The sequence below is a fragment of the Paraburkholderia rhizosphaerae genome, from assembly GCF_004366595.1.
Classification (GTDB): Bacteria; Pseudomonadota; Gammaproteobacteria; order Burkholderiales; family Burkholderiaceae; genus Paraburkholderia; species Paraburkholderia rhizosphaerae.
Map to the genome: position 1 here is coordinate 267,828 of NZ_SORE01000004.1, position 19,291 is coordinate 287,118.

Consider the following 19,291-nt stretch of genomic DNA (forward strand, 5'->3'; position numbering starts at 1 on the left):
GAACTCAGGTTAGGACTTAGAGTGCACTCTAAGTCAAGCGCGCTGTTTCGTGAACCGCGCACGCACAGGAATATTTCGCGCGCCCCATACGACCACGGCTACACCACCTGAAGCTTGGGAAGCCGCATTGCGCTCGGTTAGAATCGCCAGCGTTCTGCAAGTATTCAGGAGCGCGAGCGATGCGACTGTCGATGCAACGCGGCACCCGTCAACGGACATGGCATTCGGCATGCATCGTGGCGCTTGTACTTTGCGCTCTCGGTGCACTCGCGCGGCACGCCGATGCAGCCCGCATCACGCAGGTGTCGCCACAGGGCAAGGTCGCTCAGGTGCGCCAGGTTGTCGTCAAGTTCGACGAAGCGATGATCGCGTTCGGCGCCGCGAACGCCGCGGCGCCGGCACGCGTACATTGCGACGACGCATCGGCCAGCGCCGGCTCGGGCCGCTGGATCGATGCCAAGACATGGGGATGGGACTTCAACGCGGACCTGCCACCCGGCATGCGTTGTTCGATCGAACTGGACGACGCGTTGAAATCGGCATCCGGTCAGACATTGAGCGGCCCGCGCCACTTTGCGTTCGAAACCGGCGGCCCGTTCGTGCAAAGCGTGATGCCGTACAGCGGCGGCGAGATCGACGAAGACCAGGCGTTTATCCTGCGGTTAAACGGGCCAGCCACCGACGCATCGGTGCACGACCATATCTGGTGCGAATCGAGCGCGCTGGGCAATCGCATTCCAGTCAAGGCGGTCGACGCATCCGTGCGAAACACGCTGCTGTCGCACTTCCGCTTGCAGAAAGACGCCGCGCGCGTACTCACGCTGCAATGCCAGCAGACGCTGCCGTCCGGCGCGAAGATGCAGCTGGTCTACGGCGCCGGCGTGGCGAGTCCAAGCGGCCTCGCGAACGACGTCGAGCGGCGCTTCGATTTCACGGTGCGCGCGCCATTCGCCGCGAGCTTCTCCTGCGAACGCGAAAACGCGCAGGCGCCTTGCACGCCACTGCGTCCACTGCGCGTGCAGTTCAACGCGCCGATCGCACGCGCCGATGCGGAAAAGATCCAGCTCAAAGGACCGAACGGCAACGCCGCACCCACCTTCCCGCCTGGCGACAAAAATCCGCAGATCGATGCAGTCGAATTCGCCGCGCCGTTGCCCGAGCACGCCGAACTGACAATCGATGTACCCGCGTCCTTGAAAGACGCGAGCGGCCGCGCGTTGTCGAACGCCGATCTGTTCCCGCTGAAAGTCACCACCGCGCCACTGCCGCCACTCGCGAAGTTTTCATCGGGCACATTCGGCATCATCGAGCGCTTCGCGGAACCGGATACGCCCGCGCTCGTGCCGGTCACGCTGCGCAACGTCGAAGCGGATCTGCATATCGAAGGACTCAACGCGGGTAGCGCGCAGTTCAACCAGTTGCGCGTCGACGCGGACACCGACATCCGGCGCTGGATGCGCATGGTCGAGCGCTTCGACCAGTTTGCGATGACACGCGAGTCGATTGCGAAGCTGATGCCGGATGTACTCGCTCACAATCCGCATCCGGTTTTTGTGCCGCGCGCGCCGCAGCAGACGCCGGCAAGCGGTAACGAAGGCGAACCGAACCGCCTGATCGACGTGCGCTCGCTGTCGTTGCTCGCCGGGCAGCAACGCGTGCAGACGCTGACGTTGCCGAAGGCCGACCCGAAGGGACTGCGGCCGTTCGAAGTGGTTGGCGTGCCGATCAGAAAGCCGGGCTTCTATGTGATCGAACTCGCGTCGCCGGCGCTCGGTGCATCGCTGCTCGGCAAGCCCACATCGATGTACGTGCGCACGGCGGTGCTCGTGACGAACCTGGGCGTCCACTTCAAACAGGGGCGTGAAAACAGCGTCGTCTGGGTGACGACGCTCGATAAAGGTCAACCGGTGCCGAACGCCGACATCCATGTCAGCGACTGCAACGGCACCGGGCTCGCGTCCGGCAAAACCGACGCGCGCGGCCTGCTGACCATCAACAAGCCGTTGCACGCGCCCGACCGGTGCAACGACGACAACTACGAAGGGCTGTTCGTCTCGGCCCGCATCGACGATCCGAAAAACGGCGCCGACATGGCGTTCGTGCGCTCGGAATGGAACCGCGGCATCGAGTCGTGGCGCTTTAACGTGCCGACCGATATGAGCCGCGAACAGACGGTGCGTGCTCATACTATTTTCGATCGCACGCTGCTGCGCGCAGGTGAAACCGTATCGATGAAACATCTGCTGCGGGTCCAGACGCTGAACGGCTTCGCACTGCCGCAACGCTATCCGGCGCGCGTGACGATCCGCCACCTCGGTAGCGGACAAACGTGGCATCTGCCGCTGCATTGGGCCGCCGATCACACCGCGGATTCGACCTTCCCGATACCGGCAGCCGCGAAGCTTGGCGAGTACACCGTGTCGCTCGACGATGGCGATCCGGATGCAACGGGCGACACTGAAAACACGGATAACGCCGGTGACGGCATCAACGACGACGCCAACGGTAACGCCGCGCGTCAAGTCAGCTACGAGTCGGGCAGCTTTCGCGTCGAAGCATTCCGTCTGCCGGTCTTCAAGGGGTCAATCGCCGTGCGCGATGAAAAGACCCATCCGCTGATCGCCGCGCAGCAAGCACCGCTTGCGTTGCAGATCGACTATGTGTCGGGCGGCGCGGCATCGGGCTTGCCGGTGCAGGTATCCGCGTTGATGAAACGCGCGTCGCCCGCGTTCGCCGGTACGTACCCGGACTTCAGCTTCACGCCGTACCGCAGACCGGCTAGCGACGACGCGGCGTCGCCCGATACCGGAGACAGCGAAGACGGCGGAGCATCGTCATCGAGCGAAGACACGTCGAAGCTGGTCGCCGACAAGGAACCGGTGACGCTCGATCGCAACGGCTCCGGCACGCTGACGCTGAAAAACCTTCCATCGATCGATGCGCCGAAACGTCTCGTGCTCGAAGCGACCTTCGCCGATCCGAACGGCGAAGTGCAAACGATCAGCGGCGGCGCGATGCTGTGGCCGGCCGCGGTCGTTGCGGGCATCAAGTCCGGGCAATGGGTATCGGTCGGTCAAACCGTGCCGGTCAAAGCGCTCGCGCTCGATCTGCAAGGCAAGCCGCGCGCCGGCATCGCACTCGACGTACGCGGCATCGCGCGCATCATGACCAGCTCGCGCAAACGGATGGTCGGCGGTTTCTACGCGTACGACAACCATACGGAGATTCGCGACCTCGGCACGCTGTGCAGCGGCACGAGCGATGCGCACGGACTGCTATCGTGCGATGCGAAGTTGCGCGAAGCGGGCAATATCGATCTCGTCGTCACCGCAAAAGATAGCGACGGCCGGCAATCGACCGCTACCACGTCGGTCTGGGTCACGCGTGCCGACCCGCTATGGTTCGGCGGCGACAACACCGATCGCATCGACGTGTTGCCCGAAAAGACCACGTACGAACCCGGCGAGACCGCGCGCTTCCAGGTGCGCATGCCGTTTCGCTCCGCGACCGCGCTCGTCGCGATCGAACGCGAAGGCATTATCGATACGCGCGTCGTGCAACTGAACGGCACCGATCCGACTGTCGAACTGAAAGTCGATCAGACATGGGGGCCGAACGTCTATGTATCGGTGCTCGCGCTACGCGGGCGGATTCGCGAAGTGCCGTGGTACTCGTTCTTCACGTGGGGCTGGAAGGCGCCGCTCGAATGGGCTCGCGCGTTCTGGTACGAAGGCCGCCAGTACGAAGCGCCGAGCCCGCTCGTCGATCTGTCGAAGCCTGCGTTCCGCTACGGCCTCGCGCAGATCAAGGTCGGCACGGCCGCCCACCGGCTCGCGGTCAGCGTAATGCCCGACGCGCAGACCTATACGGTGCGCGGCAAAGCGCACGTAAAGCTGCGCGTGCAGATGCCAGGCGGCCAGCCTGCGCCGGCCGGCACGCAGATCGCCGTCGCCGCGGTCGACGAAGCGTTGCTCGAACTGATGCCGAACCGCAGCTGGGACCTGCTCGATGCGATGTTGCAGCAACGCGCGTACGGCGTCGAAACGGCGACCGCGCAAATGGAGATTGTCGGCCGCCGGCATTTCGGCCGCAAAGCAGTGCCGGCGGGTGGCGGCGGCGGACACGCGGCAACGCGCGAGCTGTTCGATACGCTGTTGCTGTGGAACCCGCGTGTGACGCTCGACGCGCAAGGCGCCGCGTCGCTCGATGTACCGCTCAACGATTCGCTGACGAGCTTCAGGATCGTCGCGATCGCCGCGGTCGGCACCGGCACGTTCGGCAGCGGCAGCGCGTTGATTCGCAGCACGCAGGATTTGCAGCTCATCTCCGGCCTGCCGCCGCTCGTGCGCGAAGGCGACCTGTTCCGCGCGCAATTCACCGTACGCAACACGACTTCGCGCGCGATGAAGGTGCGGGTGAGCGCAAATGCGCCAGGTCTCGCGTTGCCCGCGCAAACGGTCGATCTCGCGCCAGACTCCGCGCGCGAAATCGCGTGGACCGTTAGCACGCCGGACAACCTCGACGACGCGCCGGCGCCGGCATTGACGTGGTACCTCAGCGCGCTCGAGCAATCGGGCGCGACATCGGCCGGACCGCGTGCGAGCGACGCGCTGAAAGTCACCCAGCGCGTCGCCGCGGCGGTCCCGATCACGGTTCAGCAGGCAACGCTCGCGCAAGTCGATCACACGCTGTCGATACCGGTTGCCGCACCACCCGATGCGAGCGCAGGCAGCAACGGCGCATTGCGCGGCGGCATCGCGGTGTCATTGCAGCCGAAGCTCGCGGACGGCCTGCCGGGCGTGCGTCGCTGGCTGGAACGCTATCCGTTCACCTGCCTCGAACAGCTGAGCTCCCGCGCGATCGGGCTGCGCGATGCGCAGCAATGGCAGGCGGTCATCGCGAAGATGCCGGTCTATCTGGACCGCGACGGGCTCGCGAATTACTTCCCGCCAGGCGACGACAGCCGCAATACCGGTAGCACAACCCTCAGCGCCTATCTGTTGTCGGTCGCCGACGAAGCATCGAAACTCGATGCGCGTTTTGCGTTACCCGACGATCTGCGTGGCAAGCTGACATCGGGCTTGAGTGCGTTCGTCGAAGGACGCATCGAACGCAATCCGTGGGCGCCGCGCAACGATCTCGATCTGCGCAAGCTCGCGGCGCTTGAAGCGTTGTCGCGTTTTGGGATGGTTCAACCACGCATGCTCGATTCGATCGAAATCGCGCCGAACCAGTGGCCGACATCGGCGGTGCTCGACTACTACGCGGTGCTGTCGCGCGTGAAAGGCATCGCGCAGCGCGATGAAAAACTCGCGCAAGTCGAACAGATCGTGCGCGCGCGGCTCACGTATCAGGGCACCCGCCTGACCTTCTCGACCGAGTCCGGAGACGACCTGTGGTGGTTGATGACCAGTCCCGAAACGAACGCGGCGCGTGTCGCGCTGACTTTCGTCGATGCGCCTGAATGGAAAGATGACATGCCGCGCATCGTCGGCGGGCTGCTCGCGATGCAACGCAATGGCACATGGCAGACGACGCCATCGAACGCATGGGGCTCGCTCGCGGTCGAGCGGTTCTCGCGCACGTTCGAAAGCGAACCGGTCACTGGCCGCACGCTGCTGCGGCTCGGGACGATCGACAAGACGATGGTGTGGGGTGCCACCGGTGCCGCCGCTTCGGCGGATGCCAACGCATCGGTTGCATCTGCAACGAAAGCGAACACCGCCAACACCGCGAACGGTACGCACCGCGCGATGCTGCCGTGGCCGCCGGCCACGCGTGATGGTCCGCTGCCGCTGACGCTCACGCACGAAGGCACCGGCAAACCCTGGGCAACGCTCGAAAGCCTCGCCGCCGTGCCGCTGAAAGCGCCGTTCGCCGCAGGTTATCGGATCACGAAGACGGTCACACCGCTCGATCCGGCCGTCAAAGGCGTGCATACGCGTGGCGACGTGGTGCGCGTGCATCTGGATGTCGATGCGCAAAGCGACATGACGTGGGTCGTGGTCAACGATCCCGTGCCGGCCGGTGCGTCGATTCTCGGCTCCGGGCTTGGCCGGGATTCGCAAGTCGCCGTGCAACACGAAAACCAGCCCGACAACGCGCGACGCGACGTGTGGCCCACGTTTGTCGAACGCGGCTTCGACGGCTATCGCGCGTATTACGAGTTTGTGCCGAAAGGCCGCTTCTCGATCGAGTACACGGCCCGGCTCAACAATGCGGGGACCTTCGGTCTGCCGCCGACGCGCGTTGAAGCGCTATATGCGCCGTCGGATTACGGCGCGTTGCCGAATGCACCGGTGGTGGTGCGGCCGGCGGTGGCCGCGCCGGCGGCATCGGCATCGGCATCGGCATCGGCTTCGGCGGCTTCAGGTTCCGGCGCTCAGGGTTCCAGCGCTTCAGGTTCCGTCGCGCAGTAACCTCGAACGAGATCCGCATGAACCGCCCGCCCACCTCGCCACCAACCCACCCCGCGCGCACACGCGCATTCGCGGGCACGGCGGTTGTATGCGCAACCTTGCTGGCCGCGCCGCTCTACGCTCAGGCGCTGCCAACCTTCGACGACGTGCGCTCGCAGTGGCGCAGTTCCGACTGGCTGCTGCTGTCGCGCAGCGGCGAAACACTGCAGCGCACTCGCGTCGACCATACCGAGCGGCGCGGCGAATGGGTCGCGCTCGCCGACGTATCGCCGGCGCTGCGCGAAGCGATCGTCGTGTCGGAAGACAAGCGCTTCTATGCGCACAGCGGCGTCGACTGGCGCGGCGCCGCGGCGGCCGCATGGGGCAACCTGTGGAATACACGCACACGCGGCGCATCGACGGTGACGATGCAATTGTCGGGCCTTCTCGATAACGACCATCAACGCTCAGGGCAACGTTCGATCGTGCAGAAGGCCGGCCAGGCATTCGACGCACTGCGTGTCGAGCGCAGCTGGCGCAAGGATCAGATCCTCGAGGCCTATCTGAACCTGGTGCCGCTGCGCGGCGAGACCATCGGGCTGGCGGCGCTATCGCTGACGCTATTCGGCAAGGCGCCGTCCGGCCTCGACGATCGCGAGGCGGCGGTCGCGGCCGCGCTGGTGCGCGCGCCGAACGCGCCGTATCCGAAAGTCGCTGCGCGCGCGTGCCGGATCCTGCGCGATATGCATGCCGCCGCACAATGCACGAACCTCGACAGCTTCGTGCAACTGGCGTTTGCGCGCCCAGCGCCCGTTCTGCTGACCACGTCGCCCGCTAGCGAATCGCTTGCGCCACACTTCGCGCGACGTATCGCCAATGATGTGCATCCGGTTGCGGGCGCGCGTATCCGCTCGACACTCGACGCGAACTTGCAGCGCTTCGCCCATGACACGCTTACACGCACGCTCACCGAACTGAATGCGCGTGCGCATCCGCGCAATGTGCACGACGGCGCGCTCGTTGTGCTCGACAACGCGAGCGGCGATGTGCTCGCATGGGTCGGCTCGTCGGGCAACCTGTCGGCCGCGCCCGACGTCGATGCGGTGCTCGCACGCCGCCAGGCCGGCTCGACGCTCAAGCCGTTTCTGTATGCGCAGGCAATCGAAGAACGGCGTGTAACCACCGCGACCCTCGTTGACGACGCCCCGCTCGATCTGCCCGCGGGCGGCGGTCTCTACATGCCGCAAAACTACGACAAAGGGTTCAAGGGCTGGGTCAGCGTGCGCACTGCGCTCGGTTCGTCATTGAACGTGCCGGCGGTGCGCACGCTGGTGATGGTCACACCGCATCGCTTCGCGGACACGCTCGTCGCGCTCGGACTGCCGCTCGAACAAAGCGGCGACTACTACGGTTACAGTCTCGCGCTCGGCAGCGCAGACGTCACACTGCTATCGCTGACCAACGCGTATCGCGCGCTGGCGAACGGCGGGATCGCCTCGCCGACCTGCGAGCTCGCGCAGCCGCCGGCCGCTGCGCGCTGTGCTCACACTGCGTCGAATGCGCACCGCGTATTCAGTACCGATGCGAGCTTTATCGTAACGTCGGTGCTGTCCGACAACAATGCGCGCACGCGCACGTTCGGCTTCGACAGTCCGCTCGCGACGCGCTTCTTCGCCGCGGTCAAGACCGGCACCAGCAAGGATATGCGCGATAACTGGACGATCGGTTTCACGTCGCGCTACACGGTCGGCGTCTGGATCGGCAACGCGGACGGCACGCCGATGTGGGACGTGTCGGGCGTAACGGGCGCAGCGCCGATCTGGGCTGCGCTCGTCGGCTATCTGCATCGGCAGGTGACCAGCACACCGCCCGCCGCGCCTGGCGGTGTGATTCGCACGCATGTGACGTTCGAGCAGGCGCTCGAACCGGCGCGCGACGAGTGGTTTCTGAGCGGCACGCAAACGCCAGTCGTTGCGCTCTCCGCGAGTGCGCGCGGCGACGAAGCCGCCACCACGGCACCGCGGCGCGCGACGACGACCGACGCGTCCCGGTCACTTGCGGCGCCGCGCATCGGCGCGCCGGCCGACGGCACCCTTTTTGCGCTCGATCCCGACATCCCGCCGGTCAACCAGCGCATTGCATTCGAACGCGCGAGTGGCACGTCCACGCGAAGCATATGGCGGCTCGACGGCAAGCAACTGGGTAATGCGCAGCGCGTAATGTGGCCGCCGTGGCCCGGCCGCCATGTGCTCGAACTGGTCGACACCAGCGGTCGCGCCGCCGACACCGTGCGCTTCGAAGTACGCGGCGCGACCGCACGCGCGCTCGCCGCGGATGTCGCTTCGCGACGAGCCGTCTCGTCGCCCGTCGCCGCTGACAACATTTCCGTTGCTGCTCCAGGCAGCTCCGCGGCACAGCCCGCACCCGACCCTTTGCGCAGATGATTCGAAGCATCGCCAGCATCTGAACACGCAGCCAACCCGCGAATAGCACGGTAAATCAACGGTTTTCGCAATAATGCCGCACAAAGTGGACTATGCTTGAGTCGCAGTGCTTGCTGACTGGATGCGCGGTCCGTTCCCGGCCTGTTCCGCCCTCGATGGAGTGCTTACCATGTTGAAGAAGCTCTGGATGCTATGCGTCGCGCTGATTCTCGTGCTGTGCGCCGGCCTTGCAGCAGCGGTCGAAGTCAATACTGCCGATCAGGCGGCGCTTGAATCGGTAAAAGGCATTGGCCCGGTCCATGCAAAGGCGATCATCGACGAACGCACAAAAAACGGCCCGTTCAAGGATGCGGACGATCTCGCCGCGCGTGTAAAAGGCATCGGCCCGAAGTCGGTGAAGAATCTCGAAGCGGCGGGCTTGACGATCAACGGATCGGGTGCGCCGCCATCGGGCGCGGCGAAGTCAACATCGAAGTCGACGAAGGCCGCACCGCAGACCACCGCAACCACGACGCAAGCGCCCGCGGCAACCACGCCGGCGGCCGCTTCCGAAACCAAAGCATCGAAATCGAAGAAGAAGAGCAAGGCGGCCGCGTCCGCACCGGCCGGCTGATGGCGGGGGTCGGCTGAGCCGCGCAGGTCGGTCACGCGTGAGCCAGCGCATCGCGTTGCGTACCGGCGCAATTATCGTCGTCCCGGGCGACGCCACTGCATACGGTGTCCTCTGTGGTTCCTTGACGTTCCTTTTACGTCCGCTACTGCCGCAGTCGTTCGTTGCATCTGCAACGAACGACTGCGGCGATCCGATGCCGCGCATTGCTCGCGGCGTTTTCCCCAACCGATGCGCATCGCGCGCACGGCCTTCAGGAGAGACAGTCATGAGCCTACTCGACACGATCGGTTCGATGTTCGGCAATGCGCCGCAAGGCGGAGGAGGTCAGCAGGCGCTCGTCGCCAGCGCGCTCGAATTCATCAACAACCAGCCAGGCGGGCTGAACGGTCTGATCCAGCGCTTCCATGAGAACGGCGCCGGCGACATCATCAGCTCGTGGATTGGCACCGGCGAAAACAAGGCGATCAGCCCCGATACGCTGCAAAACGTGCTGGGTTCGGAGACGGTCACGAATATGGCGTCGAAAGTGGGCATTGAACCGGAACAGGTGACGGGACTGCTGTCGCAGGTGCTGCCGCACGTGGTCGACGCGGCAACACCGAACGGCCAGGTGCCCGCCGACGGCAAGGTCGATGCGTCGAGCCTGTCGGGCGCAATGGGCGCATTGAGCGCGCTGTCGGGGCTGTTTGGCAGCAAGAAGGCCTAGCGGCAACAACCCGTCCCCCGATGACCGCGGGCGGTCGCGCGAACCCTTCGCGCGCCGCCCGATTGATTTGCCGTTGGGACGCGTCGACCATTCGTTCCGTTTATCGAGCGCGCGACGGGATGACGCGCTCACAACTGCTGCAACTGCCGATCGGCATCCACCCGCTCGCGCTCCACACGTTCCAGATCCGCAGTCAACGTGCGCAGCATATCTTCCAGTCGCGTAAATGTTTGCTGGTGTCGATCGACCTCTCGCTGCGCTCGCTGCAATTCCGCATCCCAACCCTGCACCTCATCAGTCTGCGTATCGACGGTACGCTGAAGGTCGGACTCGCCGTGTTGCTGTTTGCGCTTTAAATCTTCGAGCAACCGCTGCGCGAGGCGTTTTCCGGTTTCTCGAGCGGACACCGCCAAGTGTGCGTCATCCTTTTGCCGCCTCGCCTCGTCGATCTCTCTTTCCAAAGACGTTTTCACGCCCGACAACTCGGCGACTTTCTGTTCCCTTTCCGCTTTACGCTGTTCCAGTTGCCGGCGCCGCGCCGACGGGTCCGTGTCGCCGCCTCCTTTGAGCCCGATCGAGCCGCGATGCTCGAGATTCGGCGTATGCACAACCGGGTAGGCATCGACACCCTGAACAATGAAATGCCTCCCGGTGCGCTGATCGACGAAAACACCCGCAACTTCCGACGACCTGTATTCCGATGGAATCGCGTCCAACGGTTGCGCGCCGGACCACGGCGGCCGCTGTGCACTGGACGGCGAATGCACATGCGCTGCTGCGGCGGGCAGCGCCGTCACCTCCGGCGCTTTCACACGCTGCGCATGCCCGACTGTCGTCGCGTGCGTATTGCCCGCCTCCGCGGGCGGCATTTCCTTCAATTCGACTGCAACCTCATGTATTCGCATTGGACACATCGCTTTTCCCGGTTCGTCACGTCAATGGAATGCTAGAGAGGCGCAGGCATCCGCGTGCAATGCGTAATCAATGGGCGCAAAAAAAAGCGGACAACGAATCACTCGTTGCCCGCCTCTTTGCGAACCGAAGTTCGAGCCTCGGCCCGAACTTCGTTCCGCCTTAATGCACGACCCGCTCGAACACCAGCTTGCCGTTCTTCACATCGACCGGAATCACATCCTTCGGCCCGAACTTGCCCGCGAGAATCAGCTTCGCAACCGGATTCTCGATTTCCTGCTGGATCGCGCGCTTCAACGGCCGCGCGCCGAACAGCGGGTCGTAACCGACCTTGCCGATCAGTTCCAGCGCGTCGTCCGACACGACCAGCTGCATATCGAGCTTCGCGAGCCGCTCGTGCACCCGATCAAGCTGGATCTTCGCAATCGACTCGATGTTCGACCGGTCGAGCGCATGGAACACGACGACATCGTCGATCCGGTTCAGGAACTCAGGCCGGAAATGCAGCTTCACTTCTTCCCACACTGCGTCCTTCACCGCGTCCTGCGACTCTCCCACCATCGACTGGATCACCTGCGAGGCGAGGTTCGACGTCATCACGATCACCGTGTTCTTGAAGTCGACCGTGCGGCCCTGGCCATCGGTCATGCGGCCGTCGTCGAGCACTTGCAGCAGCACGTTGAACACGTCCGGATGCGCCTTCTCGATCTCGTCGAGCAGGATCACGCTATACGGCTTGCGGCGCACCGCTTCAGTCAGATAACCGCCCTCTTCGTAGCCGACGTAGCCCGGCGGCGCGCCGATCAGCCGTGCGACGCTGTGCTTCTCCATGAACTCGCTCATGTCGATACGGATCAGATGGTCTTCCGAATCGAACAGGAAAGACGCCAGCGCCTTGCACAACTCGGTCTTGCCCACGCCAGTCGGCCCAAGGAACAGGAACGAACCATACGGACGATTCGGATCCGACAGGCCCGCGCGCGAACGGCGGATCGCATCGGCGACCGCATTGATCGCTTCATCCTGGCCGACCACCCGCTGATGCAGCTTTTCTTCGATTTGCAACAGTTTCTCGCGTTCGCCTTGCATCATCCGCGAGACCGGAATGCCGGTCGCGCGCGACACCACTTCGGCGATTTCCTCCGCGCCGACCTGCGTGCGCAGCAAGCGCGGCCGCGTCGGGTTGTTCTGCTCCTGTGCTTCGGCCTGCGTGACCTGCTTCAGACGCGCCTCGATCTGCGGCAGCTTGCCGTACTGCAATTCCGCAACCTTTTCGAGCTTGCCTTCGCGCTGCAGCCGCGCGATTTCCGCGCGCGTCTTTTCGATCTCTTCCTTCAGTTGCGCACTACCCTGCACCGCGGCCTTTTCCGCGGTCCAGATTTCTTCGAGATCCGAATATTCGCGGTCGAGGCGCTCGATCTCTTCCTCGATCAGTTGCAGGCGCTTCTGCGACGCTTCATCCTTCTCCTTCTTCACCGCTTCGCGTTCGATCTTCAACTGGATGCGGCGACGATCGAGCCGGTCCATTTCCTCCGGCTTCGAATCGATTTCCATCTTGATCTTCGACGCGGCTTCATCGATCAGGTCGATCGCCTTGTCCGGCAGGAAACGGTCGGTGATATACCGGTGCGATAGCTCCGCCGCGGCGACGATCGCCGGGTCGGTGATATCGACGCCGTGGTGCAGTTCATAGCGCTCCTGCAAGCCGCGCAGAATCGCGATCGTCGCTTCGACGCTCGGTTCATCGACCAGCACTTTCTGGAAGCGCCGCTCGAGCGCCGCATCCTTCTCGATGTACTTGCGGTATTCGTCGAGCGTGGTCGCGCCGACGCAATGCAGTTCGCCGCGCGAGAGCGCCGGCTTCAGCATGTTGCCCGCGTCCATCGCGCCTTCGGCCTTACCGGCGCCGACCATCGTATGGATCTCGTCGATAAAGACGATAGTCTGGCCTTCGTCTTTCGCGATATCGTTGAGCACCGCTTTCAGGCGTTCCTCGAATTCACCGCGATACTTCGCGCCGGCGAGCAGCGCCGCCATATCGAGCGACAGCACGCGCTTGCCCTTGAGCGTCTCCGGCACTTCGCCGTTGACGATGCGCTGCGCGAGCCCTTCGACAATCGCGGTCTTGCCGACACCCGGCTCGCCGATCAGCACCGGGTTGTTCTTCGTGCGTCGCTGCAGGATCTGAATCGAGCGGCGGATTTCGTCGTCGCGGCCGATCACCGGATCGAGCTTGCCGGCACGCGCGCGTTCGGTCAGGTCGATCGTGTACTTCTTCAGCGCTTCGCGCTGGCTTTCGGCGTCCTGGCTGTGCACCTGCGAACCGCCGCGCACCGCGGCGATCGCCGCTTCCAGCGACTTGCGCGTGAGGCCGTGCTCGCGCGCGAGACGTCCCGCTTCGCCCTTGTCGTCGGCGACGGCGAGCAGGAACATTTCGCTCGCGATATACGTATCGTTGAGCTTCTGCGCTTCCTTGTCCGCCTGGTTCAGCAAGCCCGTCAGCTCGCGGCCGATCTGCACGTTGCCGTCGGTGCCTCGCACCTGCGGCAGCCGCGTAATCGCATCGTTCAACGCGGTTTGCAGCGCCTGCGTATGCACGCCCGCCCGCGACAGCAGCGAGCGCGCGGAACCGTCCGGTTGCGCGGCGAGCGCCGCCAGCAGGTGGACAGGCTCGATGTATTGATTGTCATGGCCGACCGCGAGGCTTTGCGCGTCCGCCAGTGCTTCCTGGAATTTGGTGGTGAGTTTGTCGATTCTCATCAAGAGACCTCCAGTTTCGAATGTCACCAAAATGAGGCGGATTCCACTCGTTTCAAGCGGTTATTTGCATCTGGAGATAACAATTCGCGCGATTGGCGACGCCCGCCGCGCTAATCCGCCGTCGGCGGCCGTGGCCACGGCCGTGACGACGCGTGCGGTATCAGTATGCCTGGGTGGCCGCGGCGACGCTCACGCGTCCGGGGAGATCGGGACGATCGACGCGACCGGCACCGCGGCGGGCATCAGGCCAAGCAGCGTCAGCAGCGGGTCGCTCGGCTTCGCAATATCCCCGATCGTATGGCGATCGAGCTCGGCGAAAAAAGCATCGCGCGCACTTTCGAGGACGCTCTTCAAGCGGCATTGCGGACGGATCGCGCATTCGCGATGCGCGCCGTCCGCATCCGGAAGGCAGGCGACCAGCGCGAAGTCGCTCTCGGCCGCGCGCACTACTTCGCCGACCGTCAGCGCCGATGAATGCTCGTACAGCCGCAGGCCACCGTTGCGTCCGCGAACCGTCTCTACCCAGCCGAGTTCAGCGAGCCGCTGGACGACTTTCATCAGATGATTCTTTGAAATTCCGTACGAGTCGGAAATATCCTGGATCGTTGCTAGCCCCTCAGGACGTACGGCGAGGTAGAGCAGCACACGCAACGAGTAGTCGGTATAGTCTGTCAGTCTCATGTATGCCAAGTCGCGATCGGCGAAGGCGTGGCCGCAAAAAAGCCGGGCCGCGTCCTTTCCAAGGTTGCCGTGAACGCTTTTATCGCGTGCTGTATCGCACGCCTGATTGTAATAAGATGCTTGTATTACGCATCTTATTGGCGCGTTTATCGTGTTATTTCGCGTAACTATAAACGCTATGCTTTGTTCGCATGCGGTCTTTTTTACCAGAATCGCGAAGTTCTTTTGCAATTGACCGCAAAAAGCTATCGCCCGCCTTACTTGTGACGAATGATGAACCCGTCTTTTGAACCCGCCGCGGCAGTTGCGCGGCATTCCGAACCAACTGAAGCGAATATTCGCGAGCTGGTCTACGCGTTTTACGACCGCGTGCGTGCCGATGCGCTGCTCGGCCCGGTTTTCGAGCAGACCATCGCGGGCCGCTGGGACGAGCATCTGCCGAAAATGTGCACGTTCTGGGGCAGCCTCGTGCTCGGCTCGAAGCAGTACCGCGGCAATGTGCAGCAGACCCATCAGCCGTTGCCGGGCATCGAGCCGCGGCATTTCAGCCGCTGGCTTTATCTGTTTCTCGATACCGTCGAAGCGCGTTATGAACCGGCCGCGGCCGTGCGTTTCATGGAACCCGCGCTGCGTATCGCGCAGAGTCTGCAATTAAGCCGCTTCGGCTGGGACTACGTGATTCCCGACGAGCAGAAGGCGCTACTCGAGCGGGTTGCGCCGCGCCGGCGTAAATCGGACGCGGATGAAGAGGCACACGACCTGCCATCGAGGCCGCGCGGAGAACCGTTTCCGGCAAAGATCATCGGGCGCGGAAGCGACGACGCTTAACGCAGTGGCGGTCCGCGACTGCTCCCGCTCGTCGTCCCCGCTCGCCGCCCGAATCGCTACTCCGCTTTCGCGGCGTTGCCGGACCTCAAGCCCCACCGCTCCAGCGCCGCATCGTCGGTGACACGCGCATCCACCCAGCGCTCGCCGTTTTCCGTCTTTTCCTTCTTCCAGAACGGCGCGTGGGACTTCAGGTAATCCATCACGAACTCGCACGACGCGAACGCATTGCCGCGATGCGCGGACGTCGTCGCGACGAGCACGATCTGATCGAGCGGATACAGCTTGCCGACCCGATGCACGATCAGCACGTCGGTGCCGGGCCAGCGTTCGCGCGCCGCATCGACGATGTGTTCGAGCGACTTCTCGGTCATGCCCGGGTAGTGTTCGAGTTCCATCGTCTCGACGGCGCTACCTTCGTTCAGGTCGCGCACCGTGCCCACGAAGCATGCGACCGCGCCGACTTTCGGATTGTGTGCGCGCAGCGCGGCTACCTCAGTGCTGAGGTCGAAGTCTTCGAGTTGAACGCGCACCGTCATCGCCTGCTCCTCAGCCGCCGGTAACCGGCGGAAAAAACGCGACTTCGCAGCCGTCGGTAATCCTCGTACCGGCATCGGTCATCACGTGATTGCACGCCATACGCAGCGCGCGCCCTTCAGCGAGCGTGTCGGCCCAGATGCCGCCGCGTACGCGCAGCCACGTGCGCAAGTCGCCGACGGTGGCCACTTCCGCGGGCACATCGACCGCTTCGTCGGCCACGCCGAGCGCCTCACGCACGCTCGCGAAGTATTTGAGCTGTATCTTCATTGCAGTGTTGATTCAGTGTCAGTCCTAGTTCAGCAATTCGGAAAACGGAATGAAACGTACGGTCTCACCGGCGCTAATCGCGTGGTTCGGCGGATTGTCGATCAGTCCGTCACCCCAGACCGTCGATGTCAGCACCGCCGAACTCTGGTTCGGGAACAGATCGAGTCCGCCTGCGGCATTCACGCGCGCGCGCAGAAATTCGTTGCGACGGTCGGCCTTCTGCTGCGTAAAGTCCGCGCGTAGCGACAGCGCGCGCGGCGTGACAGTGCGCACGCCCGCAAGCCGCAACACGAACGGCCGCACGAACAGTACGAAGGTCGCAAAGCTCGAAACCGGATTGCCCGGCAAGCCGATAAAGAATGTTTCGGCCCGCGCGGTTGCGTGGCCCGTTGCGCTCGCGGCACTCGCCGGGCTTTCGGTGCCGACAGGCGCGCGGCGCACCGCGCCGAATGCAAGCGGCTTGCCCGGCTTCATCGCGATCTGCCACATCGACAGCCGCCCTTCGGCCTCGACGGCCGGCTTCACGTGGTCTTCCTCGCCGACCGACACACCGCCGCATGTGAGGATCAGATCGTGCTCGCGCGCCGCGTCGCGCAGCGTCGCCCGGGTCGCGTCGAGCTTGTCGGCGACGATGCCGTAGTCGGTCACGTCGCAGCCAAGCTTTTCGAGCAGCCCGCGCAGTGTGAAACGGTTCGAGTTGTAGATTGCGCCGGGCTTCAGCGGCTCGCCGGGCATCGTCAGTTCGTCGCCCGTGAAGAATACGGCGACCTTCACACGACGCATCACGTGCAGTTCCGCGCAACCGACCGATGCCGCCAGCCCCAGCGCCTGCGGCGTCAGGCGTGTGCCGGCCGGCAGGATCACCGCGCCGCGCCGGATATCCGCGCCTTGCTGCGTGATCCATTCGCCGGCCTTCGGCGTATGCAGCAGCGTCACTTCGTTGCCGGCGGACTCGGTTTGCTCCTGCATCACGATCGCATCCGCGCCGGGCGGCACGGTCGCGCCCGTAAAGATGCGCGCCGCGGTGCCAGCCGCGAGCGGCTGTGGCGCATGACCCGCCGGCACGCGCTGCGACACCGGCAAGCGGCGGTCGCCATGCGCGAGATCGGCGAGGCGCACCGCGTAGCCGTCCATCGAGCTGGTGTTCATCGGCGGCACGTCGAGCGGCGAGATCACATCCGCGGCAAGCACGCGGTTCAGTGCGTCGAGAGTCGGCAGCGTTTGTTCGCCGTCGATCTGCACGGCCGCGCCGAGCAAGGTCGCGAGGGCGTCGGCAGTCGACAGCATGGGGGCGCGTGGTGCGGCAGGCGTGGGTATGGACATCGGGTGACGATGGCGCGAGCGGAAAAAGACATTGTAACGGCGAACGGTGCGATTCACGGTCGGCGCCCGCACCGGATTTTCCGGTGCGCCTGCCTTCGCGCGCCGGCCCGTGCCACGCGGGCATGACACGGATAGTGTCCAGACGGGGACGCAGGGAAACCCGCTTACCGCGCCGTGAACTTACGATTCCGCACACTCCATTTGTAGGGGAAAGTCGTCCATGAAATGCCTTGTGCTATCGCCGTGTCTTCTGCTGTGCGTTGCCGCATGCACGCCCGCTCTCTCCGTGAGCGACACGGTCGTTATCTGCGACGAGCGCGGTTGCGCTCGCAGTGCGACAAAAGAGCAGTCACGCGACGCTCAGATAGAACGCGCACCCGCCGCCGAAGACGCCCGTATCGGCGCGCTCAGCAAGCGTGCCATGTCCGAACCCAAAGCGGCATACGACCTCGGTCTACGTTACCTTCGCGGCGACGGCGTGCGGCAAGACAGCTACCAGGCGCTGGCCTGGATGCGCGACGCCGCGACACGCGGCGACCTGCATGCGCAAAAGGCGCTGGGCAGCTTTTACCTGTTCGGTTTCGAGGAAATGGGCGCCGATCCGCGCGAGGCCGAGAAATGGCTGTCGATCGCCGCGAGCCGCGGCGACGATGAAGCGCAGACGCTACTCCAACAGGCACGCGCCGCGAAAGAGCTGGACCAGAACGACTACCGGGCGCGCACAGCCTGGCGCGACGTTAACTACCGCAACTGGTACTCGGGCTATCCGTATCTGGGAACGTGGCGACAGAACGCCTGGTACTACTAGCCGGATCGATTCCGCCCGTGAGTTTCATGGGCAAACCTTCACTACCTGTCCCGGACGTCGTTCCTGCGATCGCATCGACGACTGCACACTGCTTTGATCACTCACTCTGTTCGCAACGCCATGAAGCCCCCCTTTTTCCGCTATTTCGTTATCAATTGCTCACTCTGCGCCGCCTCGGCGGCGACACTCACTGCGTGCGGCGGCATGGTCTCGCCAGGCGGCCAGAATCTGGGCGCGACCGGTGCGGCAGCTGGCGCAACAAGCGCCGGTGCCGATTCGGCTTTGCAGCACTGCAGTTCGCCGCTCGGCACGATCGCGGTTGACGACGGACGCAACGCGGACTGGTTCGGCCCATTCGGCAGCGCAACCAGGGTGACCACGATCGAACCGCTGTTGCGCCTTGCAGTTCAGCAATCCAACTGCTTCGTGATTACGTCGATCGGCAACCAGAAAACCGATGCGCGCTTGTCGCAGATCACGAACCAGCAACGCAGCTCAGGTGAATACCGTGCCGGTTCGAAACAGGAAAAGGGCCAGCGAGTCGCCGCCGACTATTTCATGGAGCCGAAGATCATCGTCAGCGATTCGGCCATTGGCAGTGTCAGCGGCCTGCTCGGTGGCGTCGTGGGCAACATGCTCGGCAGCGGGGCCGTGGCGGGACTGGCTGGCAACCTGAAGGCCAAAGCATCGGTCGTCACGTTGACACTCTTCGACGTGCGCTCGACTGTACAGATCGCGGCCGCCGAAGGCAGTTCGACTGCGACCAACTACGGCGCCGCACTCGCCGGCTTCGGAGGTGGAATGGGCGGTGCGCTCGGCGGCTTCTCGTCGACGCCGGAAGGCAAGGCGACCGTGGTCGCATTCATCGACGCATGGAACAAGATCGTCGTCGCGCTGCGCCATTACAAAGCGCAAGACGTCGAGGGCGGACTGGGCCGTGGAGGCCGGTTGAAGGTCAACTGAATATCAACTGAAGGTCCTGACGCAAGACGCCCTGTGTGCCCGGGAAAATCG

11 protein-coding genes and 2 pseudogenes are annotated in these 19,291 nt (G+C 64.1%); 7 read left to right on the plus strand and 6 right to left on the minus strand.

Annotated elements, in window-relative coordinates:
* Positions 1–191: 191 nt before the first annotated feature.
* The 4 genes and pseudogenes from BX592_RS07115 to BX592_RS07130 form a co-directional block, all read left to right on the plus strand.
* A pseudogene (locus BX592_RS07115) lies at positions 192–6,326 on the plus strand (alpha-2-macroglobulin family protein); the annotation flags it as partial.
* 110 nt (positions 6,327–6,436) lie between these two features.
* Positions 6,437–8,842: a penicillin-binding protein 1C gene (pbpC, locus tag BX592_RS07120; protein WP_134190955.1), complete on the plus strand. Its 2,406-nt coding sequence runs from the start codon at positions 6,437–6,439 to the stop codon at positions 8,840–8,842.
* Positions 8,843–9,011: 169 nt separating this feature from the next.
* Positions 9,012–9,449 (plus strand): annotated as a pseudogene (locus BX592_RS07125) (ComEA family DNA-binding protein); the annotation flags it as partial.
* Positions 9,450–9,720: 271 nt separating this feature from the next.
* Positions 9,721–10,161 (plus strand): YidB family protein, encoded by a 441-nt coding sequence (locus BX592_RS07130; protein ID WP_134190957.1) that lies wholly within the window; start codon positions 9,721–9,723, stop codon positions 10,159–10,161.
* Positions 10,162–10,289: 128 nt separating this feature from the next.
* Here BX592_RS07130 and BX592_RS07135 read toward each other — a convergent pair whose 3' ends face one another.
* The 3 genes from BX592_RS07135 to BX592_RS07145 all read right to left on the minus strand — a co-directional run bounded on the left by BX592_RS07135 (position 10,290) and on the right by BX592_RS07145 (position 14,514).
* Entirely contained in the window at positions 10,290–10,877 is a 588-nt protein-coding gene (locus BX592_RS07135) for a hypothetical protein (protein WP_134190958.1), read from the minus strand.
* A gap of 358 nt (positions 10,878–11,235) precedes the next feature.
* Positions 11,236–13,833: an ATP-dependent chaperone ClpB gene (gene clpB, locus BX592_RS07140; RefSeq protein WP_134190959.1), complete on the minus strand. Its 2,598-nt coding sequence runs from the start codon at positions 13,831–13,833 to the stop codon at positions 11,236–11,238.
* 189 nt (positions 13,834–14,022) lie between these two features.
* On the minus strand, positions 14,023–14,514 hold the full coding sequence (locus tag BX592_RS07145) for an Rrf2 family transcriptional regulator (RefSeq protein WP_134190960.1): 492 nt from the start codon (positions 14,512–14,514) through the stop codon (positions 14,023–14,025).
* A gap of 273 nt (positions 14,515–14,787) precedes the next feature.
* Here BX592_RS07145 and BX592_RS07150 point away from each other — a divergent pair, with 273 nt between their 5' ends.
* Positions 14,788–15,342, plus strand: coding sequence for a group III truncated hemoglobin (locus tag BX592_RS07150; RefSeq protein WP_134190961.1), 555 nt, complete (start codon positions 14,788–14,790; stop codon positions 15,340–15,342).
* A gap of 56 nt (positions 15,343–15,398) precedes the next feature.
* Here BX592_RS07150 and moaE read toward each other — a convergent pair whose 3' ends face one another.
* The 3 genes from moaE to BX592_RS07165 are packed head-to-tail and all read right to left on the minus strand — an operon-like array spanning position 15,399 to position 17,433.
* Positions 15,399–15,878: a molybdopterin synthase catalytic subunit MoaE gene (gene moaE, locus BX592_RS07155; protein ID WP_134190962.1), complete on the minus strand. Its 480-nt coding sequence runs from the start codon at positions 15,876–15,878 to the stop codon at positions 15,399–15,401.
* A gap of 10 nt (positions 15,879–15,888) precedes the next feature.
* On the minus strand, positions 15,889–16,146 hold the full coding sequence (moaD, locus tag BX592_RS07160) for a molybdopterin converting factor subunit 1 (protein ID WP_134190963.1): 258 nt from the start codon (positions 16,144–16,146) through the stop codon (positions 15,889–15,891).
* Between the two features lie 24 nt (positions 16,147–16,170).
* Positions 16,171–17,433, minus strand: coding sequence for a molybdopterin molybdotransferase MoeA (locus BX592_RS07165; protein WP_134190964.1), 1,263 nt, complete (start codon positions 17,431–17,433; stop codon positions 16,171–16,173).
* Between the two features lie 256 nt (positions 17,434–17,689).
* Here BX592_RS07165 and BX592_RS07170 point away from each other — a divergent pair, with 256 nt between their 5' ends.
* Both BX592_RS07170 and BX592_RS07175 read left to right on the plus strand, forming a co-directional pair.
* Positions 17,690–18,277 carry a tetratricopeptide repeat protein gene (locus tag BX592_RS07170; RefSeq protein ID WP_134190965.1) on the plus strand — a complete coding sequence of 196 codons (588 nt, stop codon included), beginning with the start codon at positions 17,690–17,692 and terminating at the stop codon, positions 18,275–18,277.
* A 120-nt stretch (positions 18,278–18,397) separates the two neighbouring features.
* On the plus strand, positions 18,398–19,240 hold the full coding sequence (locus BX592_RS07175; protein WP_134190966.1) for a hypothetical protein: 843 nt from the start codon (positions 18,398–18,400) through the stop codon (positions 19,238–19,240).
* The last annotated feature ends 51 nt before the right edge of the window (positions 19,241–19,291 follow it).

What these genes read in the sequence shown, in the direction of transcription:
- BX592_RS07130 (WP_134190957.1), top strand. Translation starts at nt 9,721, where the DNA reads ATGAGCCTACTCGACACGATCGGTTCGATGTTCGGCAATGCGCCGCAA.
- moaD (WP_134190963.1), bottom strand. Translation starts at nt 16,146, where the DNA reads ATGAAGATACAGCTCAAATACTTCGCGAGCGTGCGTGAGGCGCTCGGC.
- BX592_RS07170 (WP_134190965.1), top strand. Translation starts at nt 17,690, where the DNA reads ATGAAATGCCTTGTGCTATCGCCGTGTCTTCTGCTGTGCGTTGCCGCA.
- moaE (WP_134190962.1), bottom strand. Translation starts at nt 15,878, where the DNA reads ATGACGGTGCGCGTTCAACTCGAAGACTTCGACCTCAGCACTGAGGTA.
- BX592_RS07145 (WP_134190960.1), bottom strand. Translation starts at nt 14,514, where the DNA reads ATGAGACTGACAGACTATACCGACTACTCGTTGCGTGTGCTGCTCTAC.
- BX592_RS07150 (WP_134190961.1), top strand. Translation starts at nt 14,788, where the DNA reads ATGAACCCGTCTTTTGAACCCGCCGCGGCAGTTGCGCGGCATTCCGAA.
- clpB (WP_134190959.1), bottom strand. Translation starts at nt 13,833, where the DNA reads ATGAGAATCGACAAACTCACCACCAAATTCCAGGAAGCACTGGCGGAC.
- pbpC (WP_134190955.1), top strand. Translation starts at nt 6,437, where the DNA reads ATGAACCGCCCGCCCACCTCGCCACCAACCCACCCCGCGCGCACACGC.
- BX592_RS07165 (WP_134190964.1), bottom strand. Translation starts at nt 17,433, where the DNA reads ATGCTGTCGACTGCCGACGCCCTCGCGACCTTGCTCGGCGCGGCCGTG.
- BX592_RS07175 (WP_134190966.1), top strand. Translation starts at nt 18,398, where the DNA reads ATGAAGCCCCCCTTTTTCCGCTATTTCGTTATCAATTGCTCACTCTGC.